General features: G+C 67.4%; 23 protein-coding genes, 1 tRNA gene and 1 pseudogene. 13 read left to right on the top strand and 12 right to left on the bottom strand.

What is annotated here, in order from left to right:
• The coding region (locus WS46_RS04720) for an AAA-associated domain-containing protein (protein ID WP_179949125.1) at positions 1-447 on the top strand (447 nt) is incomplete at its 5' end.
• A gap of 70 nt (positions 448-517) precedes the next feature.
• Here the strand turns inward: WS46_RS04720 and WS46_RS04715 are convergent.
• Together WS46_RS04715 and WS46_RS04710 are read right to left on the bottom strand one after the other, a co-directional pair.
• Entirely contained in the window at positions 518-1012 is a 495-nt protein-coding gene (locus tag WS46_RS04715; protein WP_059689442.1) for a hypothetical protein, read from the bottom strand.
• Entirely contained in the window at positions 1009-1599 is a 591-nt protein-coding gene (locus WS46_RS04710; protein ID WP_223962547.1) for a hypothetical protein, read from the bottom strand. Before WS46_RS04710 ends, WS46_RS04715 begins: the two co-directional genes overlap by 4 nt.
• 248 nt (positions 1600-1847) lie before the next feature.
• Between WS46_RS04710 and WS46_RS04705 the strand changes: the two genes are divergently transcribed.
• From WS46_RS04705 to WS46_RS04695, 3 genes are all read left to right on the top strand, one after another.
• On the top strand, positions 1848-2033 hold the full coding sequence (locus tag WS46_RS04705; protein WP_059689440.1) for a hypothetical protein: 186 nt from the start codon (positions 1848-1850) through the stop codon (positions 2031-2033).
• Positions 2034-2183: 150 nt separating this feature from the next.
• Positions 2184-3605 carry an alpha,alpha-trehalose-phosphate synthase (UDP-forming) gene (gene otsA / locus WS46_RS04700; protein ID WP_059527449.1) on the top strand — a complete coding sequence of 474 codons (1422 nt, stop codon included), beginning with the start codon at positions 2184-2186 and terminating at the stop codon, positions 3603-3605.
• Positions 3598-4176: an AAA family ATPase gene (locus tag WS46_RS04695; protein ID WP_059527446.1), complete on the top strand. Its 579-nt coding sequence runs from the start codon at positions 3598-3600 to the stop codon at positions 4174-4176. The genes otsA and WS46_RS04695 overlap by 8 nt, the downstream gene beginning before the upstream one ends.
• Positions 4177-4201: 25 nt before the next feature.
• Here the strand turns inward: WS46_RS04695 and WS46_RS04690 are convergent, their stop codons facing one another.
• Positions 4202-5569 (bottom strand): MFS transporter, encoded by a 1368-nt coding sequence (locus tag WS46_RS04690; protein ID WP_059689439.1) that lies wholly within the window; start codon positions 5567-5569, stop codon positions 4202-4204.
• Positions 5570-5753: 184 nt separating this feature from the next.
• Positions 5754-6134, bottom strand: a complete 381-nt coding sequence (locus tag WS46_RS04685) for a DUF5594 family protein (protein WP_059527440.1) — start codon at positions 6132-6134, stop codon at positions 5754-5756.
• 117 nt (positions 6135-6251) lie between these two features.
• On the opposite strand from WS46_RS04685, the gene WS46_RS04680 reads away from it, so the two are divergent.
• A complete protein-coding gene (locus WS46_RS04680; protein WP_059689438.1) occupies positions 6252-6653 on the top strand; it encodes a hypothetical protein in 402 nt (133 codons plus the stop codon).
• Positions 6654-6836: 183 nt separating this feature from the next.
• Here WS46_RS04680 and WS46_RS04675 read toward each other — a convergent pair whose 3' ends face one another.
• Positions 6837-7214, bottom strand: coding sequence for a hypothetical protein (locus WS46_RS04675; protein WP_059527437.1), 378 nt, complete (start codon positions 7212-7214; stop codon positions 6837-6839).
• Positions 7215-7357: 143 nt separating this feature from the next.
• Here WS46_RS04675 and eco point away from each other — a divergent pair, with 143 nt between their 5' ends.
• Positions 7358-7861 (top strand): serine protease inhibitor ecotin, encoded by a 504-nt coding sequence (gene eco, locus WS46_RS04670; protein ID WP_059689437.1) that lies wholly within the window; start codon positions 7358-7360, stop codon positions 7859-7861.
• A gap of 83 nt (positions 7862-7944) precedes the next feature.
• Here eco and WS46_RS04665 read toward each other — a convergent pair.
• Positions 7945-8190, bottom strand: a pseudogene (locus WS46_RS04665) (TetR/AcrR family transcriptional regulator); the annotation flags it as partial.
• Between the two features lie 422 nt (positions 8191-8612).
• On the opposite strand from WS46_RS04665, the gene WS46_RS04660 reads away from it, so the two are divergent.
• A complete protein-coding gene (locus WS46_RS04660) occupies positions 8613-9875 on the top strand; it encodes a right-handed parallel beta-helix repeat-containing protein (RefSeq protein WP_373558354.1) in 1263 nt (420 codons plus the stop codon).
• 161 nt (positions 9876-10036) lie between these two features.
• Here WS46_RS04660 and WS46_RS04655 read toward each other — a convergent pair.
• Together WS46_RS04655 and WS46_RS04650 are read right to left on the bottom strand one after the other, a co-directional pair.
• Positions 10037-10111: transfer RNA gene (locus WS46_RS04655), tRNA-Arg, on the bottom strand.
• A gap of 147 nt (positions 10112-10258) precedes the next feature.
• Positions 10259-10441: a rubredoxin gene (locus WS46_RS04650; protein ID WP_006478164.1), complete on the bottom strand. Its 183-nt coding sequence runs from the start codon at positions 10439-10441 to the stop codon at positions 10259-10261.
• 197 nt (positions 10442-10638) lie between these two features.
• On the opposite strand from WS46_RS04650, the gene WS46_RS04645 reads away from it, so the two are divergent.
• The 5 genes from WS46_RS04645 to WS46_RS04625 all read left to right on the top strand — a co-directional run bounded on the left by WS46_RS04645 (position 10639) and on the right by WS46_RS04625 (position 18518).
• Positions 10639-11043, top strand: coding sequence for a DUF4399 domain-containing protein (locus tag WS46_RS04645; protein ID WP_059528288.1), 405 nt, complete (start codon positions 10639-10641; stop codon positions 11041-11043).
• Between the two features lie 193 nt (positions 11044-11236).
• Positions 11237-13222 (top strand): ATP-binding cassette domain-containing protein, encoded by a 1986-nt coding sequence (locus tag WS46_RS04640; RefSeq protein ID WP_179949124.1) that lies wholly within the window; start codon positions 11237-11239, stop codon positions 13220-13222.
• 223 nt (positions 13223-13445) lie between these two features.
• Positions 13446-15428 (top strand): DNA topoisomerase IV subunit B, encoded by a 1983-nt coding sequence (locus WS46_RS04635; protein WP_059527399.1) that lies wholly within the window; start codon positions 13446-13448, stop codon positions 15426-15428.
• A 62-nt stretch (positions 15429-15490) separates the two neighbouring features.
• Positions 15491-17812: a DNA topoisomerase IV subunit A gene (gene parC, locus WS46_RS04630; protein WP_059527396.1), complete on the top strand. Its 2322-nt coding sequence runs from the start codon at positions 15491-15493 to the stop codon at positions 17810-17812.
• Between the two features lie 247 nt (positions 17813-18059).
• Entirely contained in the window at positions 18060-18518 is a 459-nt protein-coding gene (locus WS46_RS04625) for a CopD family protein (RefSeq protein WP_059448642.1), read from the top strand.
• Positions 18519-18580: 62 nt separating this feature from the next.
• Here the strand turns inward: WS46_RS04625 and WS46_RS04620 are convergent, their stop codons facing one another.
• Positions 18581-19465 carry a LysR family transcriptional regulator gene (locus WS46_RS04620; protein ID WP_059689434.1) on the bottom strand — a complete coding sequence of 295 codons (885 nt, stop codon included), beginning with the start codon at positions 19463-19465 and terminating at the stop codon, positions 18581-18583.
• 112 nt (positions 19466-19577) lie between these two features.
• Here WS46_RS04620 and WS46_RS04615 point away from each other — a divergent pair, with 112 nt between their 5' ends.
• Positions 19578-20024 (top strand): multidrug/biocide efflux PACE transporter, encoded by a 447-nt coding sequence (locus WS46_RS04615; protein ID WP_059527391.1) that lies wholly within the window; start codon positions 19578-19580, stop codon positions 20022-20024.
• A gap of 36 nt (positions 20025-20060) precedes the next feature.
• Here WS46_RS04615 and WS46_RS04610 read toward each other — a convergent pair whose 3' ends face one another.
• The 3 genes from WS46_RS04610 to WS46_RS04600 all read right to left on the bottom strand — a co-directional run bounded on the left by WS46_RS04610 (position 20061) and on the right by WS46_RS04600 (position 24910).
• Complete coding sequence (locus WS46_RS04610) at positions 20061-21275, bottom strand: chromate transporter (RefSeq protein WP_059527389.1); 1215 nt, start codon at positions 21273-21275, stop codon at positions 20061-20063.
• Positions 21276-21471: 196 nt separating this feature from the next.
• Positions 21472-23811 carry an EAL domain-containing protein gene (locus WS46_RS04605; protein WP_059527386.1) on the bottom strand — a complete coding sequence of 780 codons (2340 nt, stop codon included), beginning with the start codon at positions 23809-23811 and terminating at the stop codon, positions 21472-21474.
• Positions 23812-24028: 217 nt separating this feature from the next.
• On the bottom strand, positions 24029-24910 hold the full coding sequence (locus WS46_RS04600; protein WP_059689433.1) for a PhzF family phenazine biosynthesis protein: 882 nt from the start codon (positions 24908-24910) through the stop codon (positions 24029-24031).
• Positions 24911-24917 lie beyond the last annotated feature (7 nt).

Raw genomic sequence — 24917 nt, 5'->3', positions numbered from 1 at the left:
CTGATCGAGACGCTCGCGATGGCGCCGTACCACGGCCGCGCCGACATGCCGGAAATCGCGCGCACGCTGCATCTGGAGGTCGACGACCTGTTCCCGATCGCCGAAGTGCTGCAATACCTCGGCTTCGCCGACGTGCGCGAAGGTGACGTGTTCCTGACGCCGCCGGGGCGCGTGTTCGCGGAATTCGGTACGCAGGAGCGCAAGCTGATGTTCGCGGATCATCTGCTGAAGCACGTGCCGCTCGCCGCGCGGATCAAGAAGGTATTGAACGAGCGCCCGGGCCATCGCGCGCCGCGCGTGCGCTTCGAGCAGGAGCTGGAGGATTTTCTGTCGGACGGTGCGGCGGAGGAAACGCTCGACGCGGTGATCGACTGGGGCCGTTACGGCGAGATCTTCTCGTACAACGACCAGACCGAAATCTTCAGTCTCGAGGACGTCGAGTCCTGAACCATCGCGCCGGGCCGCAGGGCCCGGCATTCGCATGCGCCGCGCGTGTCGGGCGCCGCGCCTCGCCTCGTTACTGCAGGTTGCCCCAGCGGTCGACGGCCGGTTCGGCCGACGCCCACTTCCAGTGCGTGCCTTGCTGGCACGCATTCGCGAAATACCAGTCGGCCTTGTCGCCGTCCTTCACCGAGAACGCGAATTCCTTGCACAGCGCGAGCGCCGTCGAGTACGCACGCGTGACGCGCACCTCGCCTTCGCCGTTTTCGAGCGGCAGCGTGTTCTTCACCTTCCACGGCTTCGCTTCGCCGACGGCCAGACTGCCCGCCGCCTTCGCGATCGCGTCCTGCTGATTCTGATGGAGCTGCTTCATCGTGCGGTTGACGGCCTCGTCGGTCGCCGCCTGCACGGCGATCCCGACACCGACGCCCACGGCCGGGTTCGCGGTGACGAGGCCCGTCGCCGCGCCGGCGAGCGCGCCGCTCGCCGCGCCGACCGAGCCGCAGCCCGACAGCGCGGCGCTGGCCGCGCACAGCGTGCCGATCGCCGCGATACGGATCGCGACGCTCATTGCAGCGCGCCCCAGCGTTCGGTCGCGGGTTCCGCCGACGCCCATTTCCACACGGGGCCGTCGCGGCAGATCGTGGCGACGTAGAACGCCGATTCGGCGGCCTTGTCGGCCTTCGCGGGCGTGTCGACCGCGAACACGATTTCCTTGCAGTCGAGCGGGCCGATGCTGATCATCCGGCTGACCGTCACGCGGCCCTGTTCGTCGTCCTCGATCGGGAACGAGTGGTGGGTCGTCCACGGCGCGACGCCGCCGACGTCGAGCGGGCCGGCCGCTTTCGCGATCTGCTCCTGCGTGTAGCGGTGCGCAACCCGCTGCGTGTACTGCACGCCCGCACGCGCGCCGGCGACGGCGCCGAGGCCGATGCCCGTCGCGACGGCGGCGTTGCTGGTGACCTTGGAGGCAATCGCGGCGCCCGCGATACCGGCGCCAGCAGTCGCGCCTTCGCTGTACAGCGAGTTGCAGCCGGACAGCAGTGTGGCCGTGGCGATCGCGGCCAGCACGATGCGCGCCGGCATGGCCCGACGCGGCGGTTCGAAACGAATGTTCATCCCTGAGTGCAAGTCCTGTCTGGGTGAGCGGCGGCGCATGCGCGCCCCATGCCGCGTCATTGTTTCGCAATTGTCATAGGAAAATTGCAAAGCTTTGACAAATCGGCGGGCGACGGCTCGCGCGCGTACGCGCGGCGCTATTGTCGGACAGTTGGCTGAGCGGGGGTCGAAACGTTACAAATTGAAGGCAATTGTTACCGTGGCATGCGAGCAAGGCACCTAGACTGTTTTGTTATGGAATGTTTCTACGACGGCCCCGAGCCGCGTTGCATATGAGACACCCAGCCATGCGCCGTTCGAAACGGTTTTCTTCCCGGCCGCCCGATGCGGGTGCCGAGCGCCCGCGTCCGCAGACCGACGCGCCGGCCGGCGCGCCCGACGAGACGCCATCCGACGGCGATCACAACCAGGGCGGCGCACGCCCGGAAGGGCTCGACTATCAACGCGACCTCGGCCGGGAGCAGGACGCCTGATGCCGTCGCCGTTGCATTCCGCCGCCGCATTTCATTGCGCTCTTTGTTGCATCGCTCACATCTGAATCGCCGCGCGACCGCCTTCGGGCCGTCGCGTCTGCCTTGGCGCGCGCCGCGCGTCATCCAATCGAATCGAGGAGGGGAAGCCGCATGAGCAGATTGATCGTGGTATCGAACCGTGTCGCCGCCGGCGAGGACACGCGCCCGAGCGCAGGTGGCCTCGCGGTCGGCGTGATGGACGCGCTGAAGGAAACCGGTGGCGTCTGGTTCGGCTGGAATGGCGAGATCGTCGGTACGCCCGACGCCGCACCCGCGATCCAGCGGGACGGCAACGTCACGTATGCGACGCTCGGGCTGACCCGGCGCGATTACGATCAGTACTACCGCGGCTTCTCGAACGCGACGCTGTGGCCGGTGTTCCACTACCGCGGCGATCTCGCGCGCTTCGACCGGCAGGAGTATGCCGGCTATTTGCGCGTGAACGCGATGCTCGCGAAGCAGCTCGCCGCGCTGCTGCGGCCCGACGACCTGATCTGGGTGCACGACTATCACCTGCTGCCGTTCGCGCATTGCCTGCGCGAACTCGGCGTGAAGAACCCGATCGGCTTCTTCCTGCACATCCCGTTTCCGTCGCCCGACATGCTGCGCGTCGTGCCGCCGAACGAGGAACTCGTGAAGTTCATGTGCGCATACGACATCGCGGGTTTCCAGACCGATGCCGACAAGCAGGCGTTCACCGACTACATCGAGCGGCGCGGCATCGGCGCGGCGAGCGACGACGGGATGCTGCATGCGCACGGCCGCGTCGTGAAGGTCGCCGCCTATCCGATCGGCGTGCATCCGGATGCGATCGCCGAGGCGGCCGTCCAGTACGGCTCGCGCAAGCCGGTGAAGATGCTGCGCGATGCGCTCGCCGGCCGCAAGCTCGTGATGAGCGTCGACCGGCTCGACTATTCGAAGGGGCTCGTCGAACGCTTCCAGTCGTTCGAGCGGATGCTCGCCAACGCGCCGGGCTGGCAGGGGCGCGTGTCGCTCGTGCAGATCGCGCCGCCGACGCGCTCCGACGTGCAGACCTACCAGCGCATTCGCGAAACGCTCGAAGGCGAGGCCGGCCGCATCAACGGCCGCTTCTCGCAGCTCGACTGGACGCCGATCCAGTACCTGAACCGCAAGTACGAGCGCAATCTGCTGATGGCGTTCTTCCGGATGTCGCAGGTCGGCTACGTGACGCCGCTGCGCGACGGGATGAATCTCGTCGCGAAGGAATACGTCGCGTCGCAGGATCCGGCCGATCCGGGCGTGCTCGTGCTGTCGGAGTTCGCGGGCGCGGCGGCCGAGCTGACCGGCGCGCTGCTCGTCAATCCTTACGACCTGTCGCAGATGGCCGACGCGCTCGAGCGCGCGCTGTCGATGCCGCTCGCCGAGCGGCAGGCGCGTCACGAAGAGAACCTCGCGCGCCTGCGCGAGAACAATCTGTCGGTCTGGCGCGATACGTTCGTCGCCGACCTGCGCAGCGTCGCGGCGGCCGCGTCGGTCACGCAGCGCGCGGGCCGGCGAGCCGTGCATGTCTGAGCGCATGGAGGAGGGCGGCGCGGAGGCGGCGTCCGCCCGCTTCTTCGTCGTCACGGGCGGCCCAGGCTCCGGCAAGAGCACGCTGCTCGATGCGCTCGAGCGTTGCGGTTTCGCGCGCTCGCACGAGGCCGGGCGTGGTGTGATCCGCGACCAGATGGCGATCGACGGTCCGGCGCTGCCCTGGCGCGACCGGGCCGCGTTTGCCGAGCAGATGCTGAACTGGGAGATGCGTTCGTATCATCTCGCACGAGGCGCGCGCGGGCCCGTGTTCTTCGACCGCGGCGTGCCGGACGTGATCGGCTACTTGCGTCTGACGGGCCTCGCGGTGCCCGCGCATGCGGAGGCCGCGGCGCGGCGCTTCCGTTATCACCGGCGCGTGTTCATCGCGCCGCCGTGGCCCGACATCTACACGCGGGACACCGAGCGCCGGCAGGATTTCGCCGAGGCAGTGCGCACCTACGACGCGATGGTCGATTGCTATACGGCCTACGGGTATCGGCTGATCGAGCTGCCGTGCGTGAGCGTGAAGGCGCGCGTGCGTTTCGTGATGGACGCGCTCGACGCCGCGTGACCGGCGGGCGCCGCGCGCGGCGGCGTCAGGTCGTCGCGTCGGGGCGCGGCGACGCGATGCGCAGCATGCTGACCACCGCCGCGAGCGCCGCGAACACCGTGGCGACATAGAGCGCGATCGTCGGCCCGCGGTCGGGGGCCAGCCCGAAAATCAGTGCGACGAGCGCGGCCCCGAGCGTCTGGCCCGTCAGGCGTGCCGTGCTCAGCATCCCGCCCGCGCCGCCGCTGCGCTCGCGCGGCGCCGACGACAACATCGCGCGATTGTTCGGCGACTGGAACAACCCGAAACCTGCGCCGCACAGCGCCATCCGCCACACGATGTCGACGGTGCCCGGATGCGCGCCGATCGTCGCGAGCGACAGCAGCCCGGCCGCGAACAGCGCGAGCCCGATTCCGCCGAGGATGCCGGCCGAGTAGCGATCCGACAGCACGCCGGCAAGCGGCGCGGCGAATACGATCACGAGCGGCCACGGCGTCATGTAGAGGCCGGTTTCGACCTGCGAGAACCCGAGCGAATGCTGCAGCCAGAACGGCAGCGCGACGAACGCGAGCATCTGCGACGTGAACGACGCAACCGACGTGCAGATCGACAGCGCGAACATCGGGATGCGCATCAGATCGACCGGCAGCAGCGGCGCCGGCTGCGACAGCTGCCGCTTCACGAAGAAGTAGCCGACGGCGAACGCGATCGCCAGTTCGCCTGCGACGTACGCGTGGCTTTCGCCGTGACCGAGCCCGTCGACGGCCATGATGAGCAGGCCGAACACGCATGCGTTCATCAGCGCGCTCGGGAAGTCGTACGGCGCGTCGTGCAGCGGGTTGGCCGGCAGCGCCCGGAGGCTGCCGAACACCGCGGCGATGCCGATCGGCACGTTGACCGCGAACAGCCAGGGCCACGACGCGACCGACAGGATTGCCGATGCCACCGTCGGGCCGATCGCCGACGACAGCGCGACCACCATCGCGTTGATCGACAGCCCGCGCCCGAGCATCGACGACGGGTAGATCATCCGCACGAGCGCGGCGTTCACGCTCATGATGCCGGCTGCACCGAACCCCTGTATCACGCGCATCACGGCGAGCACGGGCAGCGAGCCGGCGAGCGCGCAGCCGAGCGACGCCGCGGTGAAGAGCGCAAGCCCGGCGATGTAGATGCGGCGATAGCCGACGCGTTCGCCGAGCGACGCGAGCGGCAGCAGCGTGATCGTGACCGCGAGCTGGTACGCGTTGACGATCCAGATCGACGCGGCATCGGACGCGTGCAGGTCGCGCGCGATCGTCGGCAGCGCGACGTTCGCGATGGCGCCGTCGAGCACGGCGAGCGTGATGCCCAGTGCGACGCAGACGATTGCCCAGTAGCGTTGCGGAAGCGGCAGGCCGGTATCGGCGTTCATGACGGGAGAAGGCGTGATTGTCCGCGTGCCCGGATGCCGGTTGCGTGCGCAACCATGCTCGCGGGTGGTGGCGGCGGTGAACGGTCCGGTCAGCCTGGCGGCGCCGGAGCGGGACCGGTCGAGTGTATCACCGGACCGTTTCGCGCGACGCCGCCAGCGTCCGGCCGGCGGCCGGGGCGTGCGCTCAGCCTTCGAAGTCGAGGCCGCCGAGCCGCACGAGCGGGTCGGCCTGCGTGCGCGACGCGAGATCGATGTCGCGCGCGCCCTGCCATGCGCTCAGTTTCCTCGGCAGCGCGCTCAGGTAGTGCTCGAATCGCGCGGGCCCGTCGGGTGCCATCAGTCGTTCGATCTCGTCGGTGTCCCAGGTCAGCTCGAGGTTCAGCGGATGCGCGAAGCCGCTCACGTGTTCGTGCGGCGCGCTGCGGATCTGCACGCGCGTCGGTTGCCCGTGCCCGCCGTATGGGACGACGCCGGTCAGCACGTGGTCGGCGAAGTAGGCGGCGATCGCCTGCGCAATGCGCGGCGCGAATTCGGTATCGAAACGGCGGGCGGTTTCGGGCTGCATGAAGGCGTCTCCTGTGTGCCGAAAATCGTAGCACGGCGGTGCCGCGTTTCGGTGTGCGTGATACGCGTAATGGCGCGTTACCACTTGCTGCATCTATTACGGCCGTGCGCAGCCACAATGCATCGCATCAAGTACCACTTCGCGTGGGAGTCCATCATGAAAAGAATTGCCGCAGTGTGTGTCCTCGCCGGTTCGCTCGCCGTGGCGGGCCCGGCGTCCGCGCATGGCCGCGACGGGGGCGCCATCATCGGCGCACTGATCGGCGGCGCGGTGCTCGGCGCGATCGTGACGTCGGCGATGAATCCGCCCGTCGCGTATCAGGCGCCGGTGTATCAGGCACCGGCCTATCAGCCGCCGACGTACTACCAGGCACCGGCTTACCAGCAGCCGGCTTATCCGACCTATCAGCAGGCGCAGTACCAGGACGACGGCCCGGACTACTGCTACGACCGCTATCAGCGCCCGTACGTGTGCGGCGCGCCGGTGTCGGGCGGCTATGCGCGGCCGGCCGGGTGGTAAGCGGGCGCGCGTCTGACGAGTGGGCAGGCTCGGCGCTGCATCGCCGGCGTTGCCGGACTCCCGGCAGGGCGGACGACAAAAGGCCCTCGCAGTGATGCGAGGGCCTTCGTGTTTTGGCGGTCGTCTATCGGTTCGTTTCGGTCTGGTGTGAACCGTGTGCGGATACAAACGGTTGCAATTGCGTCAGTGGCGATGGCCGCCGCCGTTGCCTTGGCCGTTCCCGCCGCCGTCGTTCCAGTCGGCGCGACGTCCGTCGCCGCGGCCCCAGCCGCCATGACGGGCGCGCTCGCCGCGGTCGCGGTCCCAGCCGCCGCGGTCACGATTCCAGCCGTCGCGTCCGCGATCCCAGCCGCGGCGGTCGCGGTCCCAGTCGCGCCCGCCGCCACCGCCCCAGATGTTGACCGTGCCGTACACGGGCGACGGTGCGTAGGCCGGGCCGTACGCATAGCCCGGATCGGAATAGTAGGTCGGTCCGTAGCCGTATCCGTATCCGGCGTCCGGCCCGACGACGCACCCGGCCAGCAGCGTGGCGACGCCGGCGGCGGCAATGAGCTTGAGCATGATGATCTCCGTTGGTTCCCCTATAAGTACCGCGCGCGGGGATTGCCGGCTGTTTGCAATTGTGTCGTCAAATTACAGCCTCGTAAGGTCGTGCGACGAAAGTGTTAGCATCGGGGCCTATTTTGTTTATCAGGAGCACATCGATGAAATTCGCGATCCGGGCCGTCCTGGCCGCCTTTTGCGTGACGACCGCTGCCGCCGCCTGCGCGGCCGGGCCCGCATCGGCGCCCGCCGTGTCGGCAGAATCGATCAAGATGTTCCCGCAGCCGGCGGCTGGCCAGCAGCGCGCGGTGATCGCGCTGCCCGCGCTCGAGAACGAAGGCGACGCGCGCGTCGAGCTGATGATCGGCAAGACGCTGCAGACCGACTGCAACCAGCAATGGTTCGGCGGCGAGCTGAGCGCCGAGGACGTGAAGGGCTGGGGCTATACGTATTACCGGCTGACCGACGTGAAGGGGCCGGCATCGACGCTGATGGCCTGCCCCGGCCAGGCGCCGCAGCAGCGCTTCGTGCAGGTGCGCGGTGACGGCCAGCTGCTGCGCTACAACAGCCGCCTGCCGCTCGTCGTATACGTACCGGACGGTTTCGACGTGCGCTACCGCGTGTGGCATGCGTCGAAGGACGTGCAGCACGCCGTCACGCAGTAACGCACCGACCGGCGCGGTCATGCGGGGTGCTTGCCGCTGCATGACCGCGCGGTCTTGCGGGTTTCTCTCCGGAGCCCGTTACGTTATCCGCCGCTCGCGTCCGCGAGCGCCGGCCATGCGGCCAGCGCGGTTTGCGCGGCCACCTCCAGATCGCGACGGCTCGCGCCGTAGCGCGTCTGAATCGACATCCCTTGTTGCAGCGTCACGTAGAAGCGCCCGATCGCATCGAGGTTCGCGTGCGCGGTGAGTTCGCCGGTTACCACGTCTTCGCCAAGGCGCGCGCGTAACGCGGTGACCGTCTGCTCGCGCATCGCGATCAGCGTTTGCCGGTCGCGCTTGCGACATCGGCGGCATTCGCCGTGCAGATCAGCGCCGAAAACATGGCCAAGGCCGCGAGTGTTCGAATCATGGTCGAGGTCCGTGTGCAGATGAAGGTTCGGGATTCTACGTAATCTCCGGTACATGTCGACTGCGCTCGGTCAGGGTGCGATCGCGTGTCGCATGCCGTCGTGACGACGCGGCGATGAATGAAAGAGGATAACGAAATATTTCACAGGTGAAATGTGGAATTCATTTACAAAGTGATCAAGCGTACTTACGATGACGCCAATTTGGGCTAGCGGAACTTCGTATGCGTACAGTCGATCGGGCGACGTTTGCCGCGCTCTGCCTTTATCTTGCCGCATGTGGCGGCGGTGACGACAACGCTGCCGCAGGTACGCAGACCGTTGCGGGCACATCGACATCGTCCATCGCACCTGCCGGTCCTGCATCCGGCGCATCGGCTTCATCGACGAATTCCGGCAGCCCTGTGTCGACCGCCGGGGCGACCGGTACGGCGTCCGGTGCAACGCGTCAGCCCTCCAATGGCACCACGCCCATTCCCGTCGCCGATGTGACGGTCTTCCCGGCCGCCGACGGCAGCGACCAGGCCGACGCGTTGCAGAAGGCATTCGACAGCCTGCGTGCCGGCCAACGCCTGGTCATCGCACCGGGACGCTACGTCGTCGGGCATTCGCTTGCCGTGACGGCGCCCCAGGCGGTGATTTCCGGATACGGCGCGACGCTGGCCGCCACGAATCCGGCCGACCAGACGATCGAGATGCGCGGTGCCGGTTCGACGCTCGTCGGCGTGACGCTGGCCGGCACCGGCACGACGCGCCTCACGACGCCCGAGTCGACGAAAGTCGAGGTGACGGGCTCGGACGTCCAGGTGCTCGGCGTGACGATCCAGGGCGGCGCGAGCGCCGGGATCTTCGTGTTCGGCGGCAACGGTATCGCGATCGTGGGCAATACCGTGCGGGCGACGCTGGCCGACGGCATCCATACGACTTACGGTTCGGCCAACGTGCTGGTGCAGAACAATACGGTGGCCGGCACCGGCGACGATCTGATCGCCGTGGTCAGCTATCTCGGCGACGGCCGCCTGAGCAACAACGTGCTGATCGACCATAACGCGGTGTCGGGCAACGCGTGGGGGCGCGGCATCACCGTCGTCGGCGGGCAGGCGGTAACGATCTCGAGCAATACGGTCGACGGCGTCGAGAAGGCGGCGGGGATTCTGGTCGCGCAGGAAGACAGCTGGAAAACCTACGGGTCTTCGAACGTCGTCATCAAGGGCAATACCGTGACCAACATCCAGAACGCGAACGTGAACAACGGGCTGCAGCCGACGCAGCAGGCCGCGATCGAGCTGGATACGTGGTCGGGAACCGTGTCGGACGTCACGGTGGCGGACAACCGCGTGTCGGGCTCCGGCTATGCGGGTTTCCGGGCGTACGGGAACGTCTGTTCGTTCAGTGTGACGGGCAACACGTTCTCGTCGATTGCCGGCTTGCCGGTCTGGTTGTTGACGAATGGTTGCGCGGCGAACCAGATCGTCGTCGATGCGAATCGGCTCGGGGACGGCAGTCTGCTGGTGCTGCCGGCCGGGGCGTCGCCGACGGGGACGTTTGCCGTGACGGGCGCGAATGCGAGTCTGCTGCCGCAGGTCAGGACGGGGTTGATGCAGTGACGGGGCGGTGAGGCCGGAAGGCGGGTGGGCGTCGTGGCAAAGCCCGATGGAGGTGGTTGCGGCCGAGCAGCGACTAGGTGGGCACGTGCACGACCCAGCGCCCGGATGCAGCAAATGCGGGCGACGCGGGTTTGGAACAGGGCGGAAAATCGGGAAATTGTTGGTCCCCCCGACAGGAATCGAACCTGTATCTAGCGCTTAGGAGGCGCTTGTTCTATCCATTGAACTACGGGGAGAGCCATGTCCGCAGTTTCACGCACAGAAGACGCGAACGGGACGGCGATGTGGACAGCGCGCAGAGTATAGCAAACGCGCGGCGCATCGGCGGACGGAATGCGTGCCGATGCGCGCCGCGCGCGCTCGATCGTGTCCGGAAGCCCGAATCAGAAATCGACGACGACGAAATCTTCCTTGCCCACGTCGCACAGCGGGCAGCGCCAGTCGGCGGGAATGTCGGCGAAACGGGTGCCGGCGGGGATGCCCTCGTCGGGCAGGCCTTCCGCTTCGTTGTAGACCCACCCGCAAATCAGGCAGACCCAGCTCTGGTATTCGGTTACTTCGCTCATGTGGTGCTCGGAATGATGAAAATCTGTGATGCCGTCCGCGGCGTGGCCGGCGGACGAAAGGCGCAATGGTACCGGAATTTCGCCGAACGCCTCTGCAACGTCGTTTTAAACGTGCGCATCGCGAACAACGGACGTCATCGCGCGGGCCGCGCACGCAGTGTATGCTTCGTGAGCCTTTCAATCTGAAGGAGGAAACGATGCTCAACAAGAAGTGGATCGCGGGTGCGGTATGTGTCGCGGCGCTGGCCGTGTCGACGCTCGCGCGTGCCGAGGCGCGCGTGTTCTTCGTCGAGCCGAAGGACGGCGCGACGGTGTCGAGCCCCGTGCACGTGAAGTTCGGCCTCGAAGGCATGGGGCTCAAGCCGGCCGGCGACATGACGCCGGATACGGGCCACCATCACCTGCTGATCGACGGCAAGCCGGTGCCGAAGGGCGACGTGATCCCCGCGACGGACCATTCGCTGCATTTCGGCAAGGGCCAGACCGAAACCGACGTGACGCTGCCGCCCGGCCAGCACACGCTGACGCTGCAACTCGGCGACGGCGCGCACCGCTCGTACGGTCCCGAACTGAGCTCGACGATCTCGGTCAACGTGAAGTAATCGCACCGCCCGCATGCAGGCACCCGGCCGGGAAGCTGCGGCCGGATGCCCGCCGCGGGGGCTGCGCAACATCGCCGCATCGCATGCCGGCCCCGTCCGCCGGGCGCGCCGTCATGCCGCCGCGGCACGAAATGAACCGCGCACCGGCCTAGTCCGTCCGGCCATCCCGGCGCAGGCGTCCGCCACCGGTACAATGGGCGCTTCCGATTTCTCTCTTCGCCGTCTCCCCATGTCGCTTTATTCCATTACCGGCGCGCAACTCGCGTTCGGTCACGTCGCGTTGCTCGATCACGCGGATTTCTCGCTGGAGGCCGGCGAGCGCGTCGGCCTGATCGGTCGCAACGGCGCGGGCAAGTCGTCGCTGCTGAAGATCGTCGCCGGGCTGGCGAAGCCCGACGACGGGCTGATCACGCGCCAGCAGGAGCTCGTGACCGTCTACGTGCCGCAGGAGCCCGAATTCGAACCGGGCGCGACCGTGTTCGATGCCGTCGCGTCGGGGCTCACGCACACGCGCGAAGTGCTCGAAGAATACGATTCGATCGCGCACCGCCTCGCGGAGACGCCCGAAGGCGCCGAGCACGACGCGTTGCTCGCGCGGATGAACGCGCTGCAGTCGTCGCTCGATGCCCACGATGCATGGAACTGGCGTACGCGCGTGTCGATGACGCTCGCGCAGATCGGCCTGACGGACGGCGACGCGCAGGTCGACGCGCTGTCGGGCGGGATGCAGAAGCGTGTCGCGCTGGCGCGCGCGCTCGTGCTCCAGCCCGACGTGTTGCTGCTCGACGAACCGACCAACCACCTCGACTTCGACGGCATCCGCTGGCTGGAAGAACTGCTCGTCGCGCAGCGCGCGGGCCTGCTGTTCATCACCCACGATCGCGCGTTCCTCGACCGCGTCGCGACGCGCATCGTCGAGCTCGACCGCGGCCGGCTGCTGTCGTATCCGGGCAATTTCTCCGCGTATCAGACGCGCAAGGCGCAGCAGCTCGAAGTCGAGCGCGTGGAAAACGAGAAGTTCGACAAGCTGCTCGCGCAGGAAGAAGTGTGGATCCGCAAGGGCGTCGAGGCGCGCCGCACGCGCAGCGTCGGGCGCATCGCGCGGCTCGTGCAGATGCGCAACGAGCGCGCGGAGCGCCGCAATTCGCAGGGCAACGTGAAGCTCGACGTCGCGCAGGGCGAGAAGTCGGGCAAGATCGTCGCGGAGTTGACGGACGTGACGAAGCGCTACGGCGATCGCACGGTCGTCGACACCTTCTCGACGACGGTCATGCGCGGCGACAAGATCGGTTTCGTCGGCCCGAACGGCGCCGGCAAGACCACGCTGCTCAAGCTGATCCTCGGCGAACTGAAGCCCGACGCGGGCACGGTGCGCACCGGCACGAACCTGCAGGTCGCCTATTTCGACCAGATGCGCGCGCAGCTCGACCAGGAAAAGAGCCTGGCCGACACGATCAGCCCCGGTAGCGAATGGGTCGAGATCGGCGGCGTGCGCAAGCACGTGATGAGCTATCTCGGCGACTTCCTGTTCGCGCCGGAGCGCGCACGCTCGCCGGTGAAGTCGCTGTCGGGCGGTGAGCGCAACCGGCTGCTGCTCGCGCGCCTGTTCGCGCGGCCGGCCAACGTGCTGGTGCTCGACGAACCGACCAACGACCTCGACATCCCGACGCTCGAACTGCTCGAAGAACTGCTGGCCGACTACGACGGCACGGTGCTGCTCGTCAGCCACGATCGCGCGTTCCTCGACAACGTCGTCACGTCGGTGATCGCGGCCGAGGGTGACGGCAAGTGGCGCGAATACGTCGGCGGCTTCACCGACTGGCAGATCCAGAGCGAGCGTTCGCAGCAACTCGCGCAGCAGGAGGCGGCGAAGCGCGCGGTGAAGGAGGCGGCGCCGGTCAAGGAAGACGCGGCGAAAAGCGCGGCCGGCCGCAACGCACAGCGCACGGTGAAGCTGTCGTTCAACGAGCAGCGCGAACTCGATGCACTGCCGGAGAAGATCGCGGCGCTCGAGGAAGAGCAGAAGACGATCAACGCGCAGCTGGAGGACGGTTCGATCTTCGCGAAGGATCCGCAGGAAGGCACGCGCCTGACCGAACGGTTCGCGGCGATCGACGACGAGCTCCTCGCCGCGCTCGAACGGTGGGAGACGCTCGAGGCAAAGCGCAAGCCGGTCTGACGCCCCGTGCGCCGTGTAATTGAACTTGCGACGGCGCGCCACGCGGAACCAGTAAAATACCGCGCGTCCCGGGCAGCGCAGCGAACGCCGCGCGCCCGCTTTCGGAGCAGTCCAAGCACACCGTTGTTTCGATTCGCTTTTTTACGGAACTCAACGTTTTGTCCACGACGTTATCCACACGAGGTGTGGACAACGTCCCGATGAATGACGAAATTCAGCGCCTATGTCAACGAAGAAGCCCAGCGCGGCCTATAGCGAAGCATCGATCAAGGTGCTCAAGGGTCTCGAGCCGGTCAAGCAGCGGCCCGGCATGTACACCCGTACCGAAAATCCGCTGCACATCATTCAGGAAGTCATCGACAACGCGTCCGACGAGGCGCTCGGCGGCTACGGCAAGCAGATCACGGTCACGCTGCATGCCGACCAGTCGGTGTCGGTCGAGGACGACGGCCGCGGCATCCCGTTCGGGATGCACCCCGAAGAGGGCGTGCCGGTCGTCGAGATCGTGTTCACGCGCCTGCACGCGGGCGGCAAGTTCGACAAGGCCGCCGGCGGCGCGTACACGTTCTCGGGCGGCCTGCACGGCGTCGGCGTGTCGGTGACGAACGCGCTCGCGACGCGTCTCGACGTGACGGTCTGGCGCGACGGCAAGATCGCCGAGCTCGGCTTCGCCGAAGGCGACGTCGTGAAGCCGCTCGCGACGCAAGGCGCGGGCCGCGGCGAGAAGAAGTCCGGCACGCGCGTGCAGGTCTGGCCGAATCCGAAGTATTTCGATTCGCCGAACCTGCCGCTCGGCGAGCTGCAGCGTCTGCTGCGCTCGAAGGCCGTGCTGCTGCCGGGCGTCGAGGTCGTGCTCGTCAACGAGAAGACCGGCGAGCGTCAGGCGTGGAAGTACGAGGACGGCCTGCGCGGCTATCTGCTCGACGAGATGAACGGCAGCGAGCTGCTGATTCCGCTGTTCGAAGGCGAGCGCTTCGCCGATGCGCGTTCGACCGACGAAACCTTCGCCGAAGGGGAAGGCGCGTCGTGGGTCGTCGCCTGGAGCGAGGAAGGATCGCTCGTGCGCGAGTCGTACGTGAACCTGATCCCGACGCCGGCCGGCGGCACGCACGAGTCGGGCCTGCGCGACGGTCTCTACCAGGCGGTCAAGAGCTTCGTCGAACTGCACAACCTGCAGCCGAAGGGCGTGAAGCTGCTCGCGGAAGACGTGTTCGCGCGCGTGTCGTTCGTGCTGTCCGCGAAGGTGCTCGATCCGCAGTTCCAGGGGCAGATCAAGGAGCGTCTGAACAGCCGCGACGCGGTGAAGCTCGTATCGTCGTTCTCGCGTCCGGCGCTCGAATTGTGGCTGAACCAGCACGTCGAGCACGGCAAGAAGCTCGCCGAACTGGTGATCAAGCAGGCGCAGGCGCGCACGCGCGCCGGCCAGAAGGTCGAGAAGCGCAAGAGCTCGGGCGTCGCGGTGCTGCCGGGCAAGCTGACCGACTGCGAGACGGAAGATATCGCGCGCAACGAACTGTTCCTCGTCGAGGGCGACTCGGCGGGCGGTTCCGCGAAGATGGGCCGCGACAAGGAATACCAGGCGATCCTGCCGCTGCGCGGCAAGGTGCTGAACACATGGGAAACCGAGCGTGACCGCCTGTTCGCGAACAACGAGGTGCACGACATCTCGGTCGCGATCGGCGTCGATCCGCACAGCCCCGACGACACCGTCGACCTGTCGAACCTGCGCTACGGCAAGATCTGCATCCTGTCGGACGCGGACGTCGACGGCTCGCACATCCAGGTGCTGCTGCTCACGCTGTTCTTCAAGCATTTCCCGCAGCTGATCGAGCGCGGTCACGTGCATGTCGCGCGGCCGCCGCTGTTCCGCGTCGATGCGCCCGCGCGCGGCAAGAAGCCCGCGCAGAAGCTCTATGCGCTCGACGAAGGCGAACTCGAGGCGACGCTCGACAAGCTGCGCAAGGACGGCGTGCGCGAAACGCAGTGGAGCATCAGCCGCTTCAAGGGTCTCGGCGAAATGAGCGCGGAGCAGTTGTGGGACACGACGATGAACCCCGACACGCGCCGCCTGATGCCGGTGAAGCTCGGCGAACTCGACTACGAGGCGACCGTCGCGCGCATGACGATGCTGATGGGCAAGGGCGAGGCAGCCGCGCGGCGCGGCTGGCTCGAGGAAAAGGGCAACGACGTCGAAGCGGACATCTAAATCCGCGCGGCCGGGCATGACGCCCGGCCCGGCCTCACGCCACTTACGAATACGGAATTCAGATGGACGACAATACTTCCGATCTCTTCGCCGGATCCGACGCACCGGACGCCGATGCGCTGACGCTCGGCAACTACGCGGAGCAGGCGTACCTCAGCTACGCGGTCAGCGTCGTGAAGAGCCGCGCGCTGCCCGACGTGTGCGACGGCCAGAAGCCGGTGCAGCGCCGGATCCTGTTCGCGATGAACGAAATGGGCCTCGGCCCGGACGCGAAGCCGGTGAAGTCGGCGCGCGTGGTCGGCGACGTGCTCGGTAAATACCACCCGCACGGCGACCAGTCGGCATACGACGCGCTCGTGCGTCTCGCGCAGGATTTCTCGCTGCGCTATCCGCTGATCGACGGGCAGGGCAACTTCGGCTCGCGCGACGGCGACGGCGCGGCGGCGATGCGATACACCGAAGCTCGGCTCACGCCGATCTCGAAGCTGCTGCTCGACGAGATCGACCAGGGCACGGTCGACTTCATGCCGAACTACGACGGCTCGTTCGAGGAACCGAAGACGCTGCCGAGCCGCATGCCGTTCGTGCTGCTGAACGGCGCGTCGGGCATCGCGGTCGGTCTCGCGACCGAGATTCCGTCGCACAACCTGCGCGAGGTCGCGGCGGCGGCGGTCGCGTTGATCCGCAATCCGAAGCTCACGCATGCGGAGCTGATGAACCTGATCCCCGGCCCGGACTTCCCGGGCGGCGGCCAGATCATCTCGAGCGACACCGAAATCGCGGCGGCCTATGAAACCGGCCGCGGCAGCCTGAAGGTGCGCGCGCGCTGGAAGATCGAGGATCTCGCGCGCGGCCAGTGGCAGCTGGTCGTCACCGAGTTGCCGCCGAACACGTCGGGCCAGAAGGTGCTCGAGGAAATCGAGGAACTCACCAACCCGAAGCTCAAGCTCGGCAAGAAGACGCTCACGCCCGAGCAGCTCAACACCAAGAAGGCGATGCTCGACCTGCTCGACGCGGTGCGCGACGAGTCGGGCAAGGAAGCGGCGGTGCGGCTCGTGTTCGAGCCGAAGTCGCGCACGATCGACCAGACGGAATTCGTGAACACGCTGCTCGCGTACACGAGCCTCGAGTCGAACGCGACACTGAACCTCGTGATGATCGGCGCCGACGGCCGGCCGGGCCAGAAGGGGCTGCTGACGATCCTCGACGAATGGGTGAAGTTCCGCCAGCTGACGATGACGCGCCGCTGCCGCCATCGTCTCGCGAAGGTCGACGACCGCATCCACATCCTCGAAGGGCGGATGATCGTCTTCCTGAACATCGACGAGGTGATCCGCATCATCCGCGAGTCGGATGAGCCGAAGGCCGCGCTGATGAGCGCGTTCGGTCTCAGCGACCGCCAGGCCGAAGACATCCTCGAAATCCGCCTGCGTCAGCTTGCGCGGCTCGAGAAGATCAAGATCGAGAAGGAACTCGAGGCGCTGCGCGACGAGAAGGCGAAGCTCGAGGAACTGCTCGCGAACGAAAGCGCGATGAAGCGGCTGATGATCAAGGAGATCGAGGCCGATGCGAAGCAGTACGGCGACGATCGCCGCACGCTGATCCAGCAGGAAAAGCGCGCGACGTTCGAGGCGAAGGTCGTCGACGAGCCGGTGACGGTCGTCGTGTCGCAGAAGGGCTGGGTGCGTGCGCTGAAGGGGCACGGGCTCGACCCGGCCGGCTTCTCGTTCAAGGCAGGCGATCACCTGTATGCGGCGTTCCAGTGCCGCACGCCCGATCGACTGATCGCGTGGGGCAGCAGCGGCCGCGTGTACTCGGTCGACGTGTCGGTGCTGCCGGGCGGGCGCGGCGACGGCGTGCCGGTGACGTCGCTGATCGAGCTCGAGTCGGGCTCGCACCTGATGCACTACTACGCGGCGCCGGCCGACCAGCAACTGCTGCTCGCGTCGAGCAACGGCTTCGGCTTCCTCGCGAAGGTCGGCGACATGGTGAGCCGCGTGAAGGCCGGCAAGTCGTTCATGACCATCGATGCGGGCGCGGTGCCGCTCGCGCCGATGCCCGTGCTGCCGAACGCGACGCAGGTTGCGTGCCTGTCGAGCGGCGGCCGTCTGCTGGTGTTCGGGATGGACGAGATGAAGACGCTGTCGGGCGGCGGTCGCGGCGTGATCCTGATGGCGCTCGACGACAAGGAAACGCTCGTGCAGGCGCTCGCGATCGACCCGGCCGGCGTGGTGCTGATCGGCACCGGTCGCGGCGGCAAGGCGCAGGACGAAACGCTGTCGTACGCGGGACTCGCGCCGCACGTCGGCAAGCGTGCACGCAAGGGCCGCGCGCCGGAAACGAAGCTCAAGGTCGTCAACGAGCTGCGTCCGCTGCTCGGCTGACGCCGCATCCGTTGGCCGGTTCGATCGGCATCGAAGGCCGCACCTCCGCTTCGGCGGGTGTGCGGCCGGTTCTTTTTTGCGCGACATACTCAGGTAAGCGCGAGTGGCGCCGTCACGCGGAACTTGCAAAATATTGTGAAATTCCGCCAGGGGTCTGAACCGCGCGGCGGCGCGCCGGTCGAACGTCGCTCGAGACCGCGCATGACGCGGCCGTTCGTTGCACACAACTCATACCAGGATTGCCGCCATGTCCCACGCCGTTGCCGTCGCGCTGTTTCTTCATCTGCTGGCCGTCGCCGTGTGGGTGGGCGGGATGGTCTTCGCGAACTTCTGCCTGCGCCCGGCGCTGTCCGACCTGACGCCGCAGTTGCGACTGCCGCTGATCGAGGGCGTGTTCGGCCGTTTCTTCAACTGGGTGTCGGGCTCGGTGATCGTGATCCTGCTGTCCGGCGGTTTCCTGCTCACGGCATTCGGCGGCGCGCACGCGACGTGGACGCTGCACGCGATGGCGGGGCTCGGTGTCGTGATGATGCTGATCTTCGGCCACATCCGCTTCGCGCTGTTCCCGCGCATCCGCCGCGCGGTGCAGGCGCAGAACTGGCCGGACGGCGCGCGCGCGGTGAACACGGTGCGCCTGCTCGTCGTCGTCAACCTCGTGCTCGGCGTCGTGACGATCGGCGCGGCCGTGCTGTCGCGCGGGTTCTGATCGCGAACACCTGACCTTGCGGCGCCGTTCGGCGCCTGCCGCCGGCGCGATGCCGCGCGCCGCTACGCGGCCAGCATCGCGTCGAGCAGCCACGCGCCGGCCGGGCCGAGCGGCCGGTTGCGCGACCACACCGCATCGACCCGCACGCGGCGCGGCCAGCCGCGCGAGCGCAGCTCGCAGAGGCGATCGCGCGCGAAGTGCTCGACCATCCAGCGCGGCAGCTCGGCCCAGCCGAACCCCAGCACCGCCATCTCCAGCAGCATCAGGTAGCTCGGCGCGAGCCAGCGCTGCGTGCCGATGACGATCCGGTCGTCGGCGCCGCGATCCTCCGGTTTCACGTACGTGTTGAGGCGCAGCTCGCGCGCGTCGCGCAGCGCCGAATGCGGCACGTCAGCGTCGCCGCAGGCCGCCAGCGCGTGCGTGCGCCCGACGAACAGCCCGATCTCCGATTCCTCCGCCACCGTCGCCGCGCCGATATCGGGCGGGTAGACGGCGCGCGCGGCCATCAGCCCGAGCTGTGCGCGGCCCTGCTGGATCAGGTCGAGCACGTCCTCGTGTTCGGCAATCTGGCACTCGAGTTCCAGCGTCGGAAAGCGCCGCTCGAGCGCCATCAAGGTTTCCTCGTAACGCTTCGATTGATACGTATCGGACACGACGAGCGTCAGCCGTGCTTCCTCTCCCTGCGCGAGCCGCGCGGCGATGCGGTCGATCGCCGCGCCGGCTTCCAGTGCGCGCTGCACCTGCGGCAGCAGCGCGCGTCCGGCATCGGTCAGCGTCGGTGTGCGCGTCGAGCGGTCGAACAGCTGCACGCCGAGATCGATCTCGAGGTTCGCGATCGCTTCGGACACCGTCGACTGGCGCTTGCCGAGCTTGCGCGCGGCAGCCGTGAACGAGCCGAGCAGCGCGGCTTCGGCGAAGGCGAGCAGGGCTTCGGGGGCGTGGCGCATGCGTGGATCTCACATCGTTGTATCTGTAAAACCGATGGTATCAAACTGGATTCATGCATGTACGCCGATCAAAATGGCCGACATTTGCTGCACAACCGAATTGGAGGGAACGATGAAACAGATGAACAAAACGGTGACGGAACGCCTCGTTCACGCGCTGACGTTCGAGCTGGTGGCGATCGCGCTGTGCGCGCCGATCGGCGCATGGCTGCTCGACATGCCGGTGTCGCACGTCGGCGTGCTGACGGTGATGGTGTCGCTGATCGCGATGGCCTGGAACATGACGTTCAACACGCTGTTCGACCGTTTCGAGCGCCGCGCCGGCCTCACGCGCACGCTCGGGATGCGGATCGCGCACGCGGTCGTGTTCGAGCTCGGCCTCGTCGCGATGGTGGTGCCGGTGGCGGCGTGGTGGCTGAACGTGAGCCTCGTCGAGGCGCTGCTGCTCGACCTCGGCATCGTGCTGTTCTTCCTGCCGTACACGTTCTGCTTCAACCTCGCGTACGACGCGCTGCGTGCACGCTGGGTCGCGCGCCGCGTCGCGGTGCAGGCGAGCTGAGCGGCAATCGTCCGGCGGTGGTGGGAGGGACTGCCGTCAGTGCGCGATGGCGGCCCACAACAGCCATCCGCCGCATACGATCGCGACCGCACCGTAGACGGCGTACACGGGCACCTTGAAGCGCGCGAAGCACAGCGTCGCGAAGGCGCCCGTGAGCCAGTAGACGGGATCGGCCGGTTCGCGGTGCAGGATCCTCACGACGGCGACGACGAGAAAACCCGTCGTCGCCGCGCGCAGCAGGCGCATCCCGTGCTCGAAGCGCGAGTGGCGCTTGAGCCGGAAGAGATGGTTCTGCGCGAACACGACGAGACACCCCGACGGAATGAACAGCGCGGCGGTCGCGAGCAGCGCGCCGGTCCAGCCGTCGGTCAGGTAGCCGAGAAACGGCACGACGTTCAGCAGCGGGCCGGGCGACACCGGCGACAGCGCGAACGCGAGCGTGAAGTCGTGATCGGAGATGCCGGTGGCCGGCGACACGAACAGCGTCTTGAGCACGGGCAGCGCGGAGAAGCCGCCGCCGAACAGCGTCATGCCCGCGCCGGCGAGCCGGGGCCACAGCAGCGTCTCCTGGTAGTCGCCGGGCAGCGGCAGCGCGAACAGCGCGACGAGCACGGCGAGCAGCACGAGCAGGTTGCGGTCGCGTTTGGACAGCGTGAAGTCGACCGCGTCGTGTTGCGGCGGCCCGGTCAGCCAGCCGGCTGCGAACGCAGCGAAGAGAATCCCGACGAAAGCGGCCGGACTATGCGCGAAAGCGAGCAGAATCGTCGAGAGCGCGGCGATCGCTCGTTCGAGCCGCGTGCTCGCGAGCGTGCGCAACTGCTTGACCCACGTGACGCCGATCAGCGCGGCGAGCACCATCCCGAAGTGATTGATCAGCATCGGCGCGGCGAGCGAGCGCACGATCGGCGTGCGATAGAAGATCGCGAACAGCGTCATCAGCACGGAGAACGGCAGCACGCTCGCGATGCCGGCGATCCATGCGCCGATGCGGCCGTGCAGCGTCTGGCCGACCTGCACCGCGACATTGCAGCCGACGGGGCCTGGCACGAGCCATGCAAGGGCGACGAGATCGGCGAACACGTGCGGCTCGATGCGCTGCAACCGGTCGACGTAGTGGCGTTCGAGCTGCGCCATCATCGAAAGCCCGCCCCACGACACGGCGGAAATGCCGGCCACGACCTTGAACAAGGCCCATAGGGATGCCTGTGTCTGTTCGACACGTTCGGCCGCTTCGACTTCGATGGTTGTCATGACGGTGCTGTTGGCGCTGGGCCTGGTCTCGCGCGTGGAAACGTGCCGGCGGCCCGCCGACACGATGGCCCTCCCGATTGTCCGCCGCGCATCGTGACACTGCCATGCGCGAAAACGCTAGTTAATGAACTAAACAACCGGATCGGAAACCGAAATAATCGGTGTGCTGCGCAACATGGCCGCGCGGGCCGCGGGCTCAGGCGCCCGTGCTGCCGGTTGCGCGGTGCGCGAGGACACTCGGCCGGTCGCCGCGCACGCCGAAGCGCGCGATCAGCGCCGGGATCGCGTCGGCCGGCACGGGGCGGGAGAACAGGAAGCCCTGCGCCTCGATCTCGCCGAGCGCGGACAGCCACGCGATCTGCTCCTCGGTTTCGGTGCCTTCGACGACCACCGTCAGGCCGAGCGAGCGCGCGAGATGCACGATCGACGACACCATCACGCACACGCTGCGATCGTTCGGGATCGCCTGCACGAACGAGCGGTCGACCTTCAGCGTATCGACGGAGAAGCGGTGCAGGTACGACAGCGACGAATAGCCGGTGCCGAAATCGTCGAGCGCGATCCGGATGCCGAGCTTCTTCAACGCGACGATCTTCTCGGACACGAGCTCCGGATATTCCATCATCGCGGTCTCGGTGATCTCGATTTCGAGCCGGTTCGCCTCGATGCCGGTGTCCTGCAGCGCCTGCGAAATCGTCTCGATCAGGTCGCCGCGCCAGAACTGCACCGGCGAGATGTTGACCGCGAGCGTCAGCGTGTCGTGGCCGTCGTCGCGCCAGCGCGCGATCTGTTCGCACGCGGTGCGGATCACGAAGTCGCCGATCGGCACGATCAGGCCCGTCGACTCGGCAATCGAAATGAATTCGTTCGCGGAGATGATGCCGTGCTCGGGGTGATCCCAGCGCGCGAGCGCCTCGAAGCCGGTGATCGTGCGGTGCGTCAGGTCGATCTTCGGCTGGTAGGCGAGGAACAGTTGCCCCTCGGCGAGCGCGACGCGCAATTGCTGTTCCCAGCGCATCAGGTGGTCCGCGCGATGCGACAGGTGCGGCGCGTAGAACTGGTAGCAGTTCTTGCCCGCGTCCTTCGCGCTGTACATCGCGAGGTCGGCCTTCTTCAGCAGGTCGATCTCGCTTTCGTTCGCGACGGTGTGCAGCGCGATGCCGATGCTCGCGTGCAGCACGAACGAACTGCCGCGCACGTCGAACGGCTCGGCGAACATCCGGATGATCGCTTCCGCGAGCCGCACCGCGCGCCGTTCGACGTCGTCGCCCTTCATCACGACGACGAACTCGTCGCCGCCGATCCGCGCGAGCGACCCTTCGTCGCCGACGGCATCCGACAGCCGCGACGCGGTCATCTGCAGCACGATGTCGCCGGCGTTGTGGCCGAGCGTGTCGTTGACGGTCTTGAAGTTGTCGAGGTCGATGAACAGCAGGCCGAGCCTCGACAGGCTGGCCGGCATCGACACGTCGTTGCGCAGCCCGCGCAGCGTCGCGTAGCGGTTCGCGAGGCCGGTGAGGAGGTCGTATTCGGCGAGCTGGGTCATCTCGCGCTCGCGGCCGAGCAGTTTGCCGATCAACCCCGTCGCGACGCCGAAGAATGCGAGCATCGCGAGCGTGATGAAGCTCGTCATCAGCAGATAGACGTTGCGCGTGTGGTAGTAGTCCGCGAATTCCTCAGACTGCGACAGCCCGACCATCACCGCGAGCGGATAGCCGTCGAGGTGGCGGTACGACACGATGCGCGTCACGCCGTCGATCGGGTCGATGATCGTGCCCGTCACGCGCTCGGCGATCGGATAGACGCCCGACGCGGAGAACGCACCGGGCGCGTTGTTGAGCGAGCCGGTTCGCCGCGCGAGGACGGTGCCCGTGTCGGACACCACGGCGATCACGCCTTCCTTGCCGATCGCCGCGTTGTTGTAGAAGTCGTTCGTGAAGTAGCTCGGGTCTTCCGACACCACGACGATGCCCGCGAAGCTGCCGTCCGGATTGTTCAGGCGCCGCGTCATCTGCAGCGTCCAGTGGCTCGACACGCGGCCGAGCACGGGCTTGCTGATGTACAGGCGATCGTCGTTGTGCGCGAGGTGGACCTTGAAGTGCTCGCGGTCGGCCAGGTTGATCGGCTTCGGATGGAGTTCGGCCGTGTTCGCGAACAGGACGCCCTTCGCGTTGACGAGCGAAACCTGGATCAGCGTGTCGCTCGGCACGACGCCTTTTTCGACCGCGCTCGCGAGGTTGAAGTGCGCGGGCGATTTCTCGAATTCGAACTTGACGAAGCGGGTGATCTGGTCGACCTGATGGATGGCCTTGACCGTGTGCTGTTCGAGCGCGGACGACAGGATCGCCGCGGAAGCCGCCGCTTCCTTGTATGCGCTGTCCTTTTCGACCGACAGCCGCGCGACGATCACCGCCCACAGCAGCGCGAGCGCCAGCATCCCGAGCAGCGGGATCGCGAACAGCGCGCGCCGGCGCGACTTGCGCGGCGCGCGCAGCGGCCGGGTCGGCGGCGTGTGGTTTGACCGGGCGGAGCTCATCTGAGAGGGCGGCGTCCTGCTCGCGTGCGTCATCCGTCAGGATGGCTGGCTATGGTTCGGGTTGTCCCGACGTCTGTTCGTTCGCGGGACACGCAACCATGGACAGACCTCCGAAACAACGGATTAGGCCCGATATTACTGGCTGGAACGCTTTTGCGATAGTTGGGCGAATCGTAGGGGCGCCGGGCGGGCCGGCGCCGGCGCACATCGCGAAATGTTACACGGGCGACCGGAAGGTGCCGTCGACGACCGTGACGACGTGGCCGCCGATCCACGTGGTGCCATCTTCGTCATAGCTGACGGAGATGCGGCCGTCGCGGCCGATCGCCGTACCCTGGCGGGCCGTATACGACTGGCCGGGACGGCGTTCCTGCCGCGTCAGCAGCCCGGCCAGCGCGGCGTTTGCGCTGCCGGTGACCGGGTCCTCGCCGAAGCCGAAGTTGCCGCCCGTCATCAGGCAGCGGATTTCGAACGTCGCGGGGCCGCCTTCGGCGTGCGGCGCGTAGACCGCGAGGCCGTCCATGCCGTAGCGGCGCGTGAGCGCCTCCAGCGCGGCCGGATCCGGCGACAGACCGATGCACGCGTCGGCCGACGTCAGCCGCACGACCAGCCACGGCGCGCCGTTGTCCACCGCGCACGGCTCGGCTTCCAGGTCGATCGCGTCGCTGCGCAACGCGGCAGCCAGCGCCGCGTAGTCCGAACGGTCGAGCGGCGTGACGCGGGCCGGCGGCGCGGCGAACGCCCAGCCGCCGGCCTGCTCGCGCAGCGCCACCCGGCCGACCCCGCACTGCTGGATCAGCCGGCCCGGCGTGCGCGGCCGCGCGCCGCTTTCCAGGAACGCATGCGCGGTGCCGAGCGTCGGGTGGCCGGCGAACGGCAGTTCACCGGCCGTCGTGAAGATCCGTACGCGATAGTCGGCGTCCGGATCGGTCGGCGTGCAGACGAACGTCGTTTCCGACAGGTTCGTCCAGCGGGCGATCTCGAGCATGGCGTCGTCGCCGAGCGAATCGGCGTCGAACACGACGGCGAGCGGGTTGCCCTTGAACGGCACCGACGTGAAGACGTCGACCTGCTTGAAGCGGACGAGACGACCGGTCATCTCGATG

The organism is Burkholderia sp. RF4-BP95 (genome assembly GCF_001521985.1).
Classification (GTDB): domain Bacteria; phylum Pseudomonadota; class Gammaproteobacteria; order Burkholderiales; family Burkholderiaceae; genus Burkholderia; species Burkholderia diffusa.
Note: the sequence above shows the minus strand (reverse complement) of the source record. Positions and strands in the feature narration are given on the sequence as shown.